The organism is Microbacterium sp. 70-16 (assembly GCF_001898315.1).
Classification (GTDB): Bacteria; Actinomycetota; Actinomycetes; order Actinomycetales; family Microbacteriaceae; genus Microbacterium.
In genome coordinates this window covers 60,832-74,130 of sequence record NZ_MKTQ01000028.1, presented here as the reverse complement: position 1 = coordinate 74,130, position 13,299 = coordinate 60,832, and the positions used below count along the sequence as shown (strand labels likewise).

General features: G+C 69.1%; 15 protein-coding genes. 4 read left to right on the top strand and 11 right to left on the bottom strand.

Annotation, left to right across the window (positions count from 1 at the left end; all coding sequences use genetic code 11):
- Positions 1 to 13: 13 nt before the first annotated feature.
- The 3 genes from BGO46_RS12480 to BGO46_RS12470 form a co-directional block, all read right to left on the bottom strand.
- On the bottom strand, positions 14 to 1,609 hold the full coding sequence (locus BGO46_RS12480; protein WP_292676685.1) for an isocitrate lyase: 1,596 nt from the start codon (positions 1,607 to 1,609) through the stop codon (positions 14 to 16).
- A gap of 193 nt (positions 1,610 to 1,802) precedes the next feature.
- A complete protein-coding gene (locus BGO46_RS12475) occupies positions 1,803 to 2,114 on the bottom strand; it encodes a hypothetical protein (RefSeq protein WP_292676687.1) in 312 nt (103 codons plus the stop codon).
- A 260-nt stretch (positions 2,115 to 2,374) separates the two neighbouring features.
- Positions 2,375 to 3,466, bottom strand: a complete 1,092-nt coding sequence (locus BGO46_RS12470; protein ID WP_292676689.1) for a hypothetical protein — start codon at positions 3,464 to 3,466, stop codon at positions 2,375 to 2,377.
- A 241-nt stretch (positions 3,467 to 3,707) separates the two neighbouring features.
- On the opposite strand from BGO46_RS12470, the gene BGO46_RS12465 reads away from it, so the two are divergent.
- Together BGO46_RS12465 and BGO46_RS14660 are read left to right on the top strand one after the other, a co-directional pair.
- Complete coding sequence (locus BGO46_RS12465; protein WP_292676691.1) at positions 3,708 to 5,012, top strand: DUF222 domain-containing protein; 1,305 nt, start codon at positions 3,708 to 3,710, stop codon at positions 5,010 to 5,012.
- Positions 4,901 to 5,191, top strand: coding sequence for an HNH endonuclease signature motif containing protein (locus tag BGO46_RS14660; RefSeq protein WP_366246834.1), 291 nt, complete (start codon positions 4,901 to 4,903; stop codon positions 5,189 to 5,191). Before BGO46_RS12465 ends, BGO46_RS14660 begins: the two co-directional genes overlap by 112 nt.
- Positions 5,192 to 5,196: 5 nt before the next feature.
- On the opposite strand, the gene BGO46_RS12460 is transcribed toward BGO46_RS14660, so the two are convergent.
- On the bottom strand, positions 5,197 to 5,652 hold the full coding sequence (locus BGO46_RS12460) for a DUF3052 domain-containing protein (RefSeq protein WP_292676693.1): 456 nt from the start codon (positions 5,650 to 5,652) through the stop codon (positions 5,197 to 5,199).
- On the opposite strand from BGO46_RS12460, the gene BGO46_RS12455 reads away from it, so the two are divergent.
- Entirely contained in the window at positions 5,651 to 6,190 is a 540-nt protein-coding gene (locus BGO46_RS12455) for a GNAT family N-acetyltransferase (RefSeq protein WP_292676695.1), read from the top strand. The genes BGO46_RS12460 and BGO46_RS12455 overlap by 2 nt on opposite strands.
- Positions 6,191 to 6,250: 60 nt before the next feature.
- Here BGO46_RS12455 and BGO46_RS12450 read toward each other — a convergent pair whose 3' ends face one another.
- The 7 genes from BGO46_RS12450 to BGO46_RS12420 form a co-directional block, all read right to left on the bottom strand.
- Positions 6,251 to 7,297 (bottom strand): 2-oxoglutarate and iron-dependent oxygenase domain-containing protein, encoded by a 1,047-nt coding sequence (locus BGO46_RS12450; protein WP_292676697.1) that lies wholly within the window; start codon positions 7,295 to 7,297, stop codon positions 6,251 to 6,253.
- Positions 7,298 to 7,359: 62 nt separating this feature from the next.
- A complete protein-coding gene (locus tag BGO46_RS12445) occupies positions 7,360 to 8,220 on the bottom strand; it encodes a MurR/RpiR family transcriptional regulator (protein ID WP_292676699.1) in 861 nt (286 codons plus the stop codon).
- 11 nt (positions 8,221 to 8,231) lie between these two features.
- On the bottom strand, positions 8,232 to 9,074 hold the full coding sequence (phnE, locus tag BGO46_RS12440; protein WP_292676701.1) for a phosphonate ABC transporter, permease protein PhnE: 843 nt from the start codon (positions 9,072 to 9,074) through the stop codon (positions 8,232 to 8,234).
- A 5-nt stretch (positions 9,075 to 9,079) separates the two neighbouring features.
- Entirely contained in the window at positions 9,080 to 9,877 is a 798-nt protein-coding gene (phnE, locus tag BGO46_RS12435) for a phosphonate ABC transporter, permease protein PhnE (protein ID WP_292676702.1), read from the bottom strand.
- Entirely contained in the window at positions 9,874 to 10,710 is an 837-nt protein-coding gene (gene phnC / locus BGO46_RS12430) for a phosphonate ABC transporter ATP-binding protein (RefSeq protein WP_292676704.1), read from the bottom strand. The genes phnE (BGO46_RS12435) and phnC overlap by 4 nt, the downstream gene beginning before the upstream one ends.
- Before the next feature lie 24 nt (positions 10,711 to 10,734).
- Entirely contained in the window at positions 10,735 to 11,748 is a 1,014-nt protein-coding gene (phnD, locus tag BGO46_RS12425) for a phosphate/phosphite/phosphonate ABC transporter substrate-binding protein (RefSeq protein ID WP_292676706.1), read from the bottom strand.
- A 56-nt stretch (positions 11,749 to 11,804) separates the two neighbouring features.
- Positions 11,805 to 12,476: an HAD family hydrolase gene (locus BGO46_RS12420; protein ID WP_292676708.1), complete on the bottom strand. Its 672-nt coding sequence runs from the start codon at positions 12,474 to 12,476 to the stop codon at positions 11,805 to 11,807.
- 128 nt (positions 12,477 to 12,604) lie between these two features.
- On the opposite strand from BGO46_RS12420, the gene BGO46_RS12415 reads away from it, so the two are divergent.
- Positions 12,605 to 13,231: an amino acid deaminase gene (locus BGO46_RS12415; RefSeq protein WP_292676710.1), complete on the top strand. Its 627-nt coding sequence runs from the start codon at positions 12,605 to 12,607 to the stop codon at positions 13,229 to 13,231.
- The last annotated feature ends 68 nt before the right edge of the window (positions 13,232 to 13,299 follow it).

Below are 13,299 nucleotides of genomic sequence, written 5' to 3'. Positions count from 1 at the left end.
TCTGGTCGTTCGGTCAGCCGAACTGGTTCATGGTGTTGTCCTTGCCGCCGGCCTTGAGGGCCGCGTCGCCGGCGAAGTACTCCTTGTGGTTGTCGCCGATGTCGCTGCCGGCCATGTTCTGGTGCTTGACCGTGGCGATGCCCTCGCGGATCTCGCGACGCTGCACGTTCTTCACGTAGGCGAGCATGCCCTCTTCGGCGAAGTAGCCCTTCGCCAGGTCATCCGTCGACAGCGCCGCCGTGTGGTAGGTCGGCAGGGTGATCAGGTGGTGGAAGATGCCGGCGCGCGCCGAGCCGTCCTTCTGGAACGTGCGGATCTTCTCATCCGCCAGCGCCGCCAGCTCGGTGTCGTCGTACTCGACGCTCATGAGCGCCGCCCGGTCGTAGGCGGAGACATCCGCACCCTGCTCGGCGAGCTGGTCGTACGCCTGCTGACGGAAGTTGAGCGTCCAGTTGAACGACGGGCTGTTGTTATAGACGAGCTTCGCGTTCGGGATCACCTCGCGGATGCGGTCGACCATTCCGGCGATCTGCTCGACGTGCGGCTTCTCGGTCTCGATCCACAGCAGGTCGGCGCCGTTGCGCAGCGACGTGATGCAGTCGAGCACGCAACGGTCCTCACCCGTGCCGGAACGGAACTGGTACAGGTTGGATGCCAGACGCTTGGGCCGCAGCAGCTTGCCGTCGCGCTTGATGATGACGTCGCCGTTGCCGAGGTCGGCCTGCGAGATCTCCTCGACGTCGAGGAACGCGTTGTACTGGTCGCCCAGGTCGCCCGGCTCGTTCGTGACGGCGAGCTTCTGGGTCAGGCCGGCGCCGAGCGAGTCGGTGCGGGCGACGATCACGCCGTTGTCGATGCCGAGCTCGAGGAACGCGTAGCGCACCGCGTTGATCTTTGCGATGAAGTCCTCGTGCGGGACGGTGACCTTGCCGTCCTGGTGGCCGCACTGCTTCTCGTCCGAGACCTGGTTCTCGATCTGGATCGCGCAGGCACCCGCCTCGATCATCTTCTTGGCGAGCAGGTACGTCGCCTCGGGGTTGCCGAAGCCGGCGTCGATGTCGGCGATGATCGGCACGACGTGCGTCTCGTAGTTGTCGATCTGCGACTGGATGAACTCGACCGCCGTCTCGTCGCCGGCCAGACGCGCGTCGTCGAGCTTCGTGAACAGCAGGTCGAGCTCACGGGCATCCGCCTGGCGCAGGAACGTGTAGAGCTCTTCGATCAGCGCGGGGACGGCCGTCTTCTCGTGCATCGACTGGTCGGGCAGCGGGCCGAACTCAGAGCGGAGGGCGGCGACCATCCAGCCCGACAGATACAGGTAGCGCTTGTTCGTCGACTTGAGGTGCTTCTTGATCGAGATGAGCTTCTGCTGCCCGATGAAGCCGTGCCAGACACCGAGCGACTGCGTGTAGACCGACGAGTCGGCGTCGTACTCGACCATGTCGCGGCGCATGATGTCGGCGGTGTACTGGGCGATCTCGAGACCGGTCTTGAAACGGTTCTGCGCCCGCATCCGTGCGACGTACTCGGGGTTGATGGCATCCCAGCTTGCGCCCTGCTGCTCTTTGAGGGACTGAACGGCCCGGATGTCGTCTTCGTAAGCAGTCATTGCTTCTGTCCTTTGCGGTGGTGGCGGTGGAGCTCTGCGGACCGTGCCGTCGGTGGCTCGGTGGCGTGCAACCAGCATGACCCCAAGAAGGACGGGTCTTCCGGCCAATCTGCGTGTGAAGATCGGTCAGAATTCTGCTTCTGTTTAGTAATGGCGCGTCTGGGCGCCGTTCTTGCGGTGCGAGGGGCGCCGGTCAGGCGCTCGGCACCTCGAGGATCTCGCGCAGCGTGGCGAGGCTGATCGGCGCATCCGTGCCCTCGAATGACTCGCTGAGGGTGAAGCCGAGGCCGGTGTCGGTGAGGAAGGCGATCGTCTTCTCGAGGCGCGGTACGACATCGATGTGTTCGGGGCCGAAGAGGGATGCCGCGTAGAGCGCGTCGCCGGCGAGGATCGCGCGGCGCAGTTCGACCGTCGAGCGGCCGGTGATCCGGTAGAGCGACTGCAGCACGGCGCTGGGCAGATCGGGAGTGCCATCGAGGGTGAGGGAGATCGCGTGGCCGGTCATGCGGTCATTCCATCACAGCGGGCTACGTGGCGGCGGGTGAGTGGCGGGCGGTTGCAGGCAAAGAGAGAGGCCGGTCGGAGAGGCTTCCGACCGGCCCTTGTCCCTTGCACCAAGAGTGTCCTGCAATCACATGTCGGTAGCTGCCACAGCAAAACAACTACCGTGCTTGCACTCTATAACGGATAGGTAACGGCGGGCAAGGGTTCTTCGTTATCTTTTCGTGATTGTTTTTGATGAGGCGGCTGAGGGGATGCCGCGCCTCAGCGCACGCTGCACTGCGACTCGAGCTGCAGGTGGATCAGGCCGTCGATCGTCGTCGTGTCGCGGATGGTCATCTGAGCCACCGGCAGCGTCGCGCTGTAGCGGATGTCCTGCTGCATCGCGCGGTCAGGGGAGTAGCCCGCGGCATCCCAGATCTGGAGAATCCGCGTGAGGGAGGCGGCGTTGTCGGCGGTCGCGAACGTGAGTGCGAGCGCCGTGCGGGTGCCCGTCTCGTTGCACGCGGTGGTGGCCGGCGTGAATGCTGCGGTGTCGAGCGGCGCACCCGCGGAGTCGGAGACCGGGTCGACCGCCGCGTCCAGGGAAGCCGCGAGCATCTCTTCGAGGCGTGCTTGCGCCTCGGCGGGTGTGTAGGTGGGAAGCGCCGGCTCGGGCGGAATCGGTGTGCGCGCTCCCGTGCTGAGGCCGCACGCGGGCGTGCGGCCGGTGAGCGTGGGCAGTGTGAACGCGGGGTCGCCGTCGGCCGCCACGGGTGCGGCCGCAGGATCGAACGCGTAGCTGTACCAGACATCCAGCTGCGCGCCGTCGTCCACCACCGTGTAGGCGCCGTCGGCGAACGGGCGATAGTCGTACTCGCCACGGGTGTGGGCGACGGCAGTGGCGAGTAAGCCGTCCGGGCGGTAGACGGTGCCGGTCCGGGCGAACACGAAGGACTCCTCGACGACCACGTAGCCGGTGTCGCACCCGTCGGCGACGAGAGGCGCGGCCGTCGCCGACGAGCTGGCCAGCGCCACCAGCCCGGCAGGGCCGGCGACGGTCACCGCCGCGAGGCGCACGGGAACCAGCAGCAACAACCACAGCCGTGGCACGGGGATGAGGTAGATTCCGACCGCCACGGCGGCGAAAGCCGCTGCAAGCACCAGGTTCGAGAGCCGCGTCGAGTTGAGTGTGCCGATCAGTACCGAGACGGTGTCGCCGGATGCCTCGGAGATCGAGCGCAGCGCCACCAGGGTGGTGATTGCGAGCAACAGCACCGCACCGGCGACCCAGAGGATGATCCGGCGCGCGCCCGGGCCGCTTCGAGCGGGTTGCGCGGCGTCGCTGCTCTCGGTGATCACGGCTGCAGTCGGCACGGGGCAAGCGTAGGGGGCGTGGCCGATGGTGGGCCGGGTGATCGCTTGCCTGTCTGCGTCACAGCAGCGGGCGCCTTGCGACAGGCGCGTGGCAGTCGAGCTCATATTTTCATACGAATGATTGCGGGAAATGGATGCCAGAAAGTGTTGCCATCATAGTGACTATGTACTAGTCTGGTATCGGCGGCCACGCCCATTCAAGTGGTCGCAAGGATGAGCCGGCAGTGCAACCGGACGTTGAATGACCAACGTCTGGAGTGCCATGGAAGATCCGCAGCAGGAACCGACCCGCAAGAGGGTCGAGTTCGGTGCCGATGATGCCGGGTCTGGCGGCGTTGCCGCGTCTGCCGGCGTCGACCCGCACTGGGCGGAGCTGTCGGCGCTGGTGGCGCGTGCTGAGGCGAATCACGCCGAGATGGCGCGGCTGCAGGCCGAGCGTGCGCAGGTGTGCGCCGACGCGCTGGACCTGATCGCGATGCGGGTCGCGCAGCGCGACGCAGCCCGGCCCGGCCACCAGATCGGCGACACCATCCCGCTCCGGGAAGTGCTCGCAGAACTGTCGGCGGCGTTGCGGGTCGGTGAGCGGACGATCTCGAACTGGCTCGGTGACGGCGCAGCCCTCGTCAGCACCTACACCGCGACCCTCGAGGCGCTGCGCGAGGGTCGGATCGACGAGCGGCACGCGTCGGCGATCATCGACGGCGGTGCGTGTCTGTCGCGCGAGAACCGCGACGAGTACGAGCGCCTGATCCTGCCCATCGCCGAGTCCGAGACCGCTCCGTCCACCCGCGCGCAGGCCCGAGTGATCGCGGCCCGCCTGCAGCCCGACACGATCGAGGCATCCCATCGTCGTGCCCTGGAAGAGAGGAGGGTGCGGACGTACGATCTCGACGACGGCCAGGGACGCCTGCTGCTCGACGCCCCCGCGGCCCTCATCCACGGCATCTTCGAGCGCCTCACCGCCATGGGTATCGCGCAGGGCGAAGTGGATGCCGCGGCTGCGGCCGCGGGCGATGGCGCGGGCGATGGCGGGGTGGATACCGGAGCGGAAGGTGCAGGGGATGCCGAGGCGGATGCCGACGCACCCGACGAGCGCACGCTGGATCAGCGCCGCGCCGACATCATGTGCGACATGCTGCTGACCGCCGCGCCCACCGCCGACGGCGACACGGAGCTGGGCGCGATTCGTGCGACGGTGCAGGTCACGATCCCGATCCTGACCCTCGCGGGTCTCGACGACGACCCCGCCCTGCTCGACGGCGAGAGCCCCATCGATCCGGGCATCGCCCGGTCTCTTGCGGCGTGTGCGCCGTCGTGGCAGCGGGTCATGATCCACCCTGTGACCCACGAACCCCTCCGCCTCGACACGTACCGTCCGAGCAAACTCCTCCGGCGCCTCATCGCCGCCCGTGACCAGCACTGCCGGTGGCCCGGATGCCGTCGCCGCGCCCGCCGCGCCGACCCGACCACACGATCCCGTTCGAAGACGGCGGGCCGACCTGCCCCAGCAACCTCGAGGTCCTCTGCAAGTACCACCACACGCTGAAACACGCCTCGGCCTGGCAGGTCACGCAACTCGGTGGGGGAGTCCTCGAGTTCCTCTCGCCAACGGGGCGAAGACACCGCACGAACGCGCCACCCGTCGTCACCTCGACCGCGGGGCGGCCGGCGTGGGCGTATCTGCTCGACGCGCCTCTCGACCCAACCGATCTCCCCGCGTTCTGAGTCGACTACGCCTGCGGTTTCATCCGCACGGCCGACCACGCATCGTCGATCGCGACGTTGGCATTGAGAGTCCAGCCGAGTTCTTCGACGCGCCGCCAAATGCTGTCGCGGTTGATGTCCGAGCGGTTGCCCTTCGGATAGATGATCCACGAAGCGCGTGCCTCGGCCAGAAAAGGCAGCGCCTCCGCGAGCCGCGCGTCGAGCGCCGCGCGGTCAGCGGCGAAGATCACCGCGACGTCGCGCACCGCGCGGCCGATGCCCTCGGTCACCGTGACCCCGTCGGGAAGGGGGTCGAGCAGGCTGCGCCGCGAGGCATCCGCCCCCGCAATGAGCACGTCGTTGCCCGGCTTGATCTGCAGCTTCTCGGCGATCGTCTTCATGGGTCTCCTCGCGCCGCGCTCCGCTGACGGCGTCACCAGGCTACTGGCGGGCGCCACGCGGCCTGGCACGATGGGGTGCATGCCCTTCACGATCCGTGCGCCACGCCCGAGCGACGCGTCGCAGATCGCCGAACTCCACGTCGCGACGTGGAAGGAGGCGTACGCGCACCTGCTGCCCGAGGACTACTTCTCGCCGGAGTACGTCGCGCGCCGGCATCGCATGTGGGCGCACGTTCTGACCCACCCGCGCGACGACATGACCGTCCGGGTCGCAGAGATCGACGGAGCCATCGTCGGGTTCGCGTGGGTCGGGCCAAGCGAAGCCGTGCAGAGCCAAGCAGGGCAGGCCGAAGCCGCACCGGGCGAAGAAGCACTGGGCGAAGCGCCGCCGCGCGAGCGCACGCTGTACGCGATCTACGTGCTCGCCGCGCACTACGGCGCAGGCATCGGCCAGGCACTGCTCGACGGCGCACTGGGGTCCGGGCCGGCGATGCTGTGGGTCGCCAAGCAGAACCCGCGCGCGATCGCGTTCTACCTGCGCAACCGGTTCCGGTTCGACGGAGTCGAGCAGATCGACCCGCACGCGCCGCTCATCACCGATGCGCGGATGGTGCGATAGGCATCCGCGCACGTCACAAGCGGATACCGCGCGACTGGCGCCCAGCCAGTAACTAGTCCCTCAGTACCGATCGCTGGCCAGCACACGGGCCGATTCGCGCCCGGCCTGGTCGTTCAGCACGCCTGCGCGCGAGCCGCGCAGCTTCGCCGCGATGTGCTCGGCGATCGTGACCGGCTCGAACAAGTCGGGGTGCTCCTCGTCGATGCAGGACGGCAGGGTCTCGATGACCGTGTCGACGTTGCCGTCGTGGAAGAACGCGACGCTGCGGCGCCGCTCGATCGTCCCGTCGATGACGGGCGGCTTCACGCGGTGCAGCGTCGACATCCATCGCTCGTTCGTCAGGTGCGCCGTGATGTCGCCCAGGTTGATCAGCAGCGCCCCCTCCGCGGGCGCGACATCGTTCCACGATCCGTCCGAGCCCAGCACCTGCAGGCCCCGCACGCGGTCGGCCCACAGGATCGTCACGATTCCGAAGTCGGTGTGCTCGCCCATGCCGACCAGGTCACCGTCGAGCGTCACATCGGTTCCCGGCGGCAGGGCATAGTTGTTCATCCGCATGACATCGAGCGAATGGTCGGTGCGCACGGCGAAGTAGTCCTCCGGCAGCCCGAGGGCGTCGGTGAAGATGCGCGTCATCGTGCGCGCGACCCGCGCCGCCTCACCGAAGTACGCGCTCACCTGTGGCTCGAAACCCTCGACCGCGGGCCACACGTTCTCGGCGTAGTCGGGTTGCGGCAAGTCGGTCGCGTGCGGGTAGTCCGCGGCGGATGCCCCCACGTTGAACGCCTCGAAGAAGTCGTTCATGCGGCTCGCCTGCTCGACGCCGAGCGACAGGCTCAGCGACTCCGACTTCGGCGGGCTGTAGCCGCGGTTGATCTCGGGCGGCGTGCGATACCCCTTCTTGGTGGCGAGATCGAGCGCGAAGAAGCGGTCCACGGCATCCGTCAGCCCGTCGATGATGGATGCCGGGATGCCGTGCCCCGTGATCTGGATGAATCCCACCGTGCGGCACGCCTCGTCGATGCGGGCGGCGACGTCGGCACGCTCCGCGTCGGTCCCGCCCGTCACATAGGCCGAGATGTCCACCATCGGAACGTGGAATGCCATGGCGCCTCCTTCATCGCGATGGCGCCACGCTACCGGCGGCGTGTTTCGGGCGAATGAAAAGCTCACTCCGACAGCGAGTGCCCCAGCACCGACAGCGTCGCCGACTGCGCGACGCGGGCGCTCTCGCCGCGCTGGGCGACGAGCAGCCCCACGAGCGACTCGGTCACGAGCATGAGCGCCGCGCGCGACGTGTGCACGAGCTCGTCACGGAACGAGTCGTTGATCGGCGCGACGACGAGCGCGATGTCGGCGAGTTCGGCGGCAGGGGAGCGCGGGAACGACGTGATCGCGAGCACCGTCGCGCCGCTCTCGCGCGCCGCGGTCATGACATCGAGCGTCGCGCGGTTCGCGCCCGAACCCGAGACGACGAGACACGCCGAGCCCGCGCCGAGCTGGGTTGCGGCGATCTGCTGGCCGAGCGTGTCGGGCAGGTACTCCGCGGGGCGCCCCGCCGAGATCAGCCGCATCGCGAGATCGAGACCCAGCGGCGACGACAGCCCGTTCGCGGCGACGAGCACGCGCTGCGACGCGTCGAGCACCCGCACGAAGCCGACGAGGTCGTCCTCGGTCAGCGCCGACACCGTGTGCATGAGCCGGCCCGAGAACCGCTCGACGGCGCCGCGCAACTCGCCCAGCATCGTCCCGTCGGCGACGGTCTCGGCGGCGGGGGTCGCCATCGCGACCTCGCGCGCGAGCGCGACGCGCAACTGCGGGTATCCGTCGTAGCCGAGCGACTGCGCCGTGCGGATGACGCTCGCGCGCCCCACACCGACGAGGTCGGCGACCTCTTGCGCGGTACGGTCGATCGCGGCCTCGACGTCGGCAGCGATCGACTCGGCGACGCGCTGCTCGCTCGGCTGCAGCGAGGGCGCGAGCATCGCGATCCGCGCGGTCGGCGGGGCGTCAGCAGACCCGGTCCACATCACGGCTCCTCTTACTCGACTGTCGCGCGCTGCGCGCGGCGGGTCCGCACGCGCGTGCCACCGGTGATCCGGCGGCGGATCGCCCCCGAAACCGCGTCCATCAGCATGGTCGCTGTGACCACGACGATCAGGAGCATTCCGACGGTATCCCACTCGCGGAAGTTGGTGTAGTTCGCGAGCATGCTGCCGATGCCGCCGGCGCCCACGAGGCCCAGCACCGCCGACGTGCGGATGTTGATCTCGAACCGGTACAGCGCGAACGACATGAGCGCCGGCGCAGCCGCCGGCCACAGCGCCCAGCGCGTGACCTCGGCCGTGCCACCGCCCGCGGCGCGTACCGCCTCCGACGCGCCCTCCTGCACCGACTCGATCGTCTCGTACACCCACTTGCCCTGCGTGCCGATGCCCGCGATGCCGAGCGCGAGTGCGCCGGTGAACGGGGTGAGGCCCGTGACCGTCAGAAGGATCAGCGCGATGATCACCTCGGGGATCGCGCGGATGATCGCGAACAGCCCGCGCAGCGGCATCCGCAGCCATACCGGACCCACATTGCTCGCCGCGAGCATGCCGAGGGGGATCGACACGACGACGCACAGGATCGCGCCGATCCACGCCATCGAGATCGAGCGCCACGTCTCGAACAGGGCGCGCGGCAGCTTCTCCCAGTTGGGATCCGCGAACATGAGCCGGCCGTAGTGCACGAGCTGGCCGGGGATCTCGCCGAGGTCGGACCAGTCGATCGGCAGGCCCGCGGTGGCGGCGACGACGACGAGTCCGACGACGATCGTGATGACGGTCGGCCACAGTCGCGACGGACGCGGCGGCACCTCGAGGGCGAGTGTGGGGCGGGTCATGGTGCTCATACGAGGCGCCGCCGAAGGAGATTGGATGCCACTTCGATCAGCACCACGACGACGAGGATCTCGAGGATGATGACCGAGACATCGTCGTACGCGTAGAACGCGCGGCGCTCGTCGAGCAGGCGCCCGATGCCGCCCGCGCCGACGATGCCGAGGATCGCCGAGATGCGGACGTTCAGTTCGAGCGTGTACAGCCACTGGTTCGCGAACAGCGGCCACGACTGCGGCAGCGCGGTCACGCGGTTGATCTGCGTCTGCGTGCCGCCGGCGGCGTATCCCGCCTCCATGTACCCGTGGTCGGCCGAGTCGATCGCCTCTGAGACGAGCTTGACGATGATGCCGATGTCGAACAGGAACAGGGTCAGCACACCCGGCAGCGCCCCGACGCCGACCATCGCGACGAGGATCGTCGCGTAGACGAGGTCGGGCACGGCGCGGATGACGTTGATGACGGCACGCAGCGCGCGACGGGTGAAGACGTTCGGGTTGGTCGGCGCGGCCGCCCACAGCGTGAGCGGCACCGACACGATCGCCGCCGCGACGGCACCGACGAGAGCCATCTGCAGCGTCTCGAGCATCGGCTGGAGCGTGCGCGGAATGAAGGCGAAGTCGGGCTGGAACAGCTGTGCCATGAGGCCCGAGCCGTTGTCCCAATTGCGGACGAGGCCGACGAAGTCGAGCTCGATGCCGCCGATCGCGGGCAGGCACGTCGCCACCGTGAAGGCGAGGAACGCCGCGGCGATGAGGGTCGTGCGCAGGCGCGCGGTCGGCTTCGGGGGGAGGATCAGATCGCTCACGCGTCGAGCCGATCGGTGGGCTGGATGGGTCGGCCGTAGATCTGCTCGAAGTCGGCCTCGGTGGCATCCGCCGCCGGTCCGTCGTAGACGAGCTCGCCGCCGCGCAGTCCGATCATGCGGGTCGTGTACTGGCGCGCGAGATCCATGAGGTGGATGTTGACGAGTACCGTGAGGCCCTCGTCGGTGTTGACGCGGCGCAGGTCGTCCATGACGGCGTGCGCGGTCGGCGGGTCGAGGCTCGCGACGGGCTCATCGGCGAGCATGACGGCCGGCTCCTGCGTGAGAGCGCGGGCGATCGCGACGCGCTGCTTCTGGCCGCCGGAGAGCTGACCCGCGCGCATCCAGACCTTCTCGAGCATCCCGACCGAGTCCAGCGACTGCAGCGCCAGCTCGCGGTCGTGCGGCGTCGTGATGCCGAGCAGCGTCCGGATCGTGGGGGAGTGCGCGAACCGGCCGACGAGCACGTTGCGGTACACGCTCGTGCGGTCGGCGAGGTTGAACCCTTGGAAGATCATGCCGATGTGGCCGCGCAGGGCGCGGAGCTTCCGGCCGCGCAGGCCCGTCACGACGTGCGGGCCGACGGCCACCGTGCCGCTGGTCGCAGGCACGAGGCCGTTGATCGTGCGGATGAGCGTGGACTTGCCCGAGCCCGACAGCCCCACGATCGAGACCATCTCGCCGGCGGCGATCTCGAGCGAGACGCCGCGCAGCGCCTGCGTGCCGTTCGGGTAGGTCACCGACACGTCGTCCAGGCGGATCGACCACGACGCGGGGGCCGAGGGAGCACCCTCGACCTCCGCGCCGTGCGGTCCGCGGTGCGGATCAGTATGCATGCACCGAGTCTCCGTGTATGAGTGTCAGTTCGCGAACTGCGCGAGGATCTCGCCGTAGCGGGTGATCTCCTCGGGGGCGGTGTCGCTCGTCCAGTCCGACAGACCGACGAGGTCGAACATGACGCTGGCGGCCTCGTCAGAAGAGTCGGCGTAGCCGTCCATGAGCTCGGTGAGCTGGGCGACCAGGTCGGCCGGGAGCGACTTCGAGACCGCGACGCCACCGTTGGGGATCATGTCGGTGTACGCGAACGCGACGACCTTCTCGGCCACGTCGGGAGCCTCGTCGGTGACCGTCGTGCGGGCATCCCAGTAACCGAAGCTGACCTCGGCGTCACCGTGGTAGACGGCGAGGACGGCGTTGTTGTTGCCCTCGACCGGCACCTGCGTGATGTCGTTGTCGGTGTCGATACCGGCCTCGCGCATCGCGACGACGGGGTACTGGTAGCCGGCGGGCGAGGTCGCCGCCTGCAGTGCGACCTTCGTGCCCGCGTCGATCTTCGCCAGCGCGTCGAGGGCAGCGGGGCCCTGACCGGTCGCGTTCTCACCGGCAGCCTCGATGCCGTTGCAGTACGACAGCTCGATGCCGCTCGCGGCATACGTCGACAGCGTGGGCTCGTCGTCGCAGTACTTGTCGGGGTTGTTGGTGAACGCGACCGACGCGTACGAAGTCGCGCCGAAGCGGACGTCGCGCAGGATGAGCTGTGCATCGTAGCGCTCGGTCGCGTTGTACAGCGAGCCGGCGTCGGTGATGATGACCTGCGCCTGGTCGGTGCCGAGCGCCTCGACCGTCGCGGCGTAGTCGGACGCGACGACGCCCTTGACCTCGATGCCGAGGTTCTCGGACAGGTACGTCGTCAGCGGGTCGAGCGCCTCGGCGAGGTCTTCACCCTCGACAGACGGGACGAGCGAGATCGTGATCGAGTCGGGCCATTCGGTGGTGGCGTCGGTCGAGGCCGACGGGTCGGCCGTGCTGCTGCAGCCGGCCAGGGCGAGAGCGGCGAGGGCCGCCACGCCGGTGATCAGGAGGGGCTTGCGCATGAGATGTGCCTTTCGGTTCCCAGGTGTCGGGCTTGGTGATGGGTGGGTCGGATGGGTCATGAGGGGGTGGATGCCGCGGCATCCGCCCACGCGAGGATCGCGTCGTACAGGTCGGCGAGCGTCGCTGCGCGCAGCGTGACCTCGGCGGTGCTGCGTGCCGCGGTAGCGCCGACGAGGGCCGTGTCGGCCCCGAGGGCTGCGGCGGGGGCGAGGTCGAACTCGTGGATGTCGCCGATCGACAGCACCGGTCCGTGCGCGAGCGCGTCGCGCAGCACGCGCTCGAGCCCCGCGGGCTTGCCGACCGTGAAGTGGGTCACGTCGAAGGCATCCGCCAGGCTCCACTCGGCGAGCGTCGCGAGCACGCCCTCGCCGGGTGCGTTGGTGGCGAGCACGAGATCTGCCCGCGTGTGCAGGGTCGCGAGGAAGTCGGCGAGCCCTTGCGGGGGCGTGACGGCGATCTCGCCCGCGGCGAGCTGTGCGCGCGACGCGGCGTAGGCCGCCTCGGTCACCTCGGCAGTGATCCCGTCGGCGACGGCCGTGCGCGTGACGGCGTCATAGCCGTCGCGGTAGTCGCCCGTTCCGGCCTCGAACAGCTCGAGTTCGTGCTCGGCCCGCGCGGCGAAGGTCGAGTCGCCGGCGGCGCGGCCGATCTCGCGTGCGAACGCCGTGATCGGCCCGTTGCCGAGGGCGATCGTGCCGTCGAAGTCGAAGACGATGGTGGGTCGCACAGTGCTCCTTGTTCTGTCCGCGTCCGGTATGCACCGAAGCGGCGGACGTTGTGTCCATGATCACCCATGAGTATGGACGAAATGGCCGCGGGGCGTGAACATCATGTGAACACCCATACGCTGGAGCCGTGAGCGAGCGCATCGACGGGGCGGTGGCAGACGCGCAGTCCGACCCGGTGGGCGCACTCGAGCGGCATCCGTGGCTCGGCGCGGCGATCGACGCCGATGCGGCGGCGGGCCGCTTCGCGCGGTGGGGACGGTCGACCGTCATCGACGAGCACGCCGGAACCGCCGTCGTGCCAGAGGCGCTGTTCGACGCCCTGCACGCACGCGCGGGGCTCGATGCGGCCTGGCCGATCGGCAACGCGGGCCTGCTTCACATCTACGGCTACCTGCTGTCGACAGTGCCGACGCCCTACGGCTTCAAGCGCGAGCGGTGGCTCAACGGCGCCCTCGCGCGGGCCTACGGGCTGCCCGCCGACGCGTTCGTGCCGTGGGCGTCATCGCGCACCACGCTCGAGCGGGTGACGGATGCCATGACCGGGCTGCTGGCGCGCGCCGAGGCGCGCACGGCTGTCGTCGGCGACAGCGTGGCATCCCTCGGTCTTGCGCGGCACGCCGACGGCGGCCCCTTCGCGCTGGCGTACGCGCTGGGCGGCAGGCTCGTGACGACCTTCCCGGTCGGCTCGGCCGATGAGATCCTCGCCGAGTGGGACGCGGAGCCCGCGCGGCCGAGATGGAACGCGGTGCTCTGAGGCTGCGCTCGCCGCTCGCCGCGCCGCGCCATCGCCGGTCGTCGGCGTGCCACCACAATAACTCAGGA

Coding starts and splice junctions, on each gene's coding strand:
- BGO46_RS12480 (WP_292676685.1), bottom strand. CDS start 1,609: ATGACTGCTTACGAAGACGACATCCGGGCCGTTCAGTCCCTCAAAGAG.
- BGO46_RS12475 (WP_292676687.1), bottom strand. CDS start 2,114: ATGACCGGCCACGCGATCTCCCTCACCCTCGATGGCACTCCCGATCTG.
- BGO46_RS12465 (WP_292676691.1), top strand. CDS start 3,708: ATGACCAACGTCTGGAGTGCCATGGAAGATCCGCAGCAGGAACCGACC.
- BGO46_RS14660 (WP_366246834.1), top strand. CDS start 4,901: ATGCCGTCGCCGCGCCCGCCGCGCCGACCCGACCACACGATCCCGTTC.
- BGO46_RS12455 (WP_292676695.1), top strand. CDS start 5,651: ATGCCCTTCACGATCCGTGCGCCACGCCCGAGCGACGCGTCGCAGATC.
- BGO46_RS12460 (WP_292676693.1), bottom strand. CDS start 5,652: ATGCACCCCATCGTGCCAGGCCGCGTGGCGCCCGCCAGTAGCCTGGTG.
- BGO46_RS12450 (WP_292676697.1), bottom strand. CDS start 7,297: ATGGCATTCCACGTTCCGATGGTGGACATCTCGGCCTATGTGACGGGC.
- BGO46_RS12445 (WP_292676699.1), bottom strand. CDS start 8,220: ATGTGGACCGGGTCTGCTGACGCCCCGCCGACCGCGCGGATCGCGATG.
- phnE (WP_292676701.1), bottom strand. CDS start 9,074: ATGACCCGCCCCACACTCGCCCTCGAGGTGCCGCCGCGTCCGTCGCGA.
- phnC (WP_292676704.1), bottom strand. CDS start 10,710: ATGCATACTGATCCGCACCGCGGACCGCACGGCGCGGAGGTCGAGGGT.
- phnD (WP_292676706.1), bottom strand. CDS start 11,748: ATGCGCAAGCCCCTCCTGATCACCGGCGTGGCGGCCCTCGCCGCTCTC.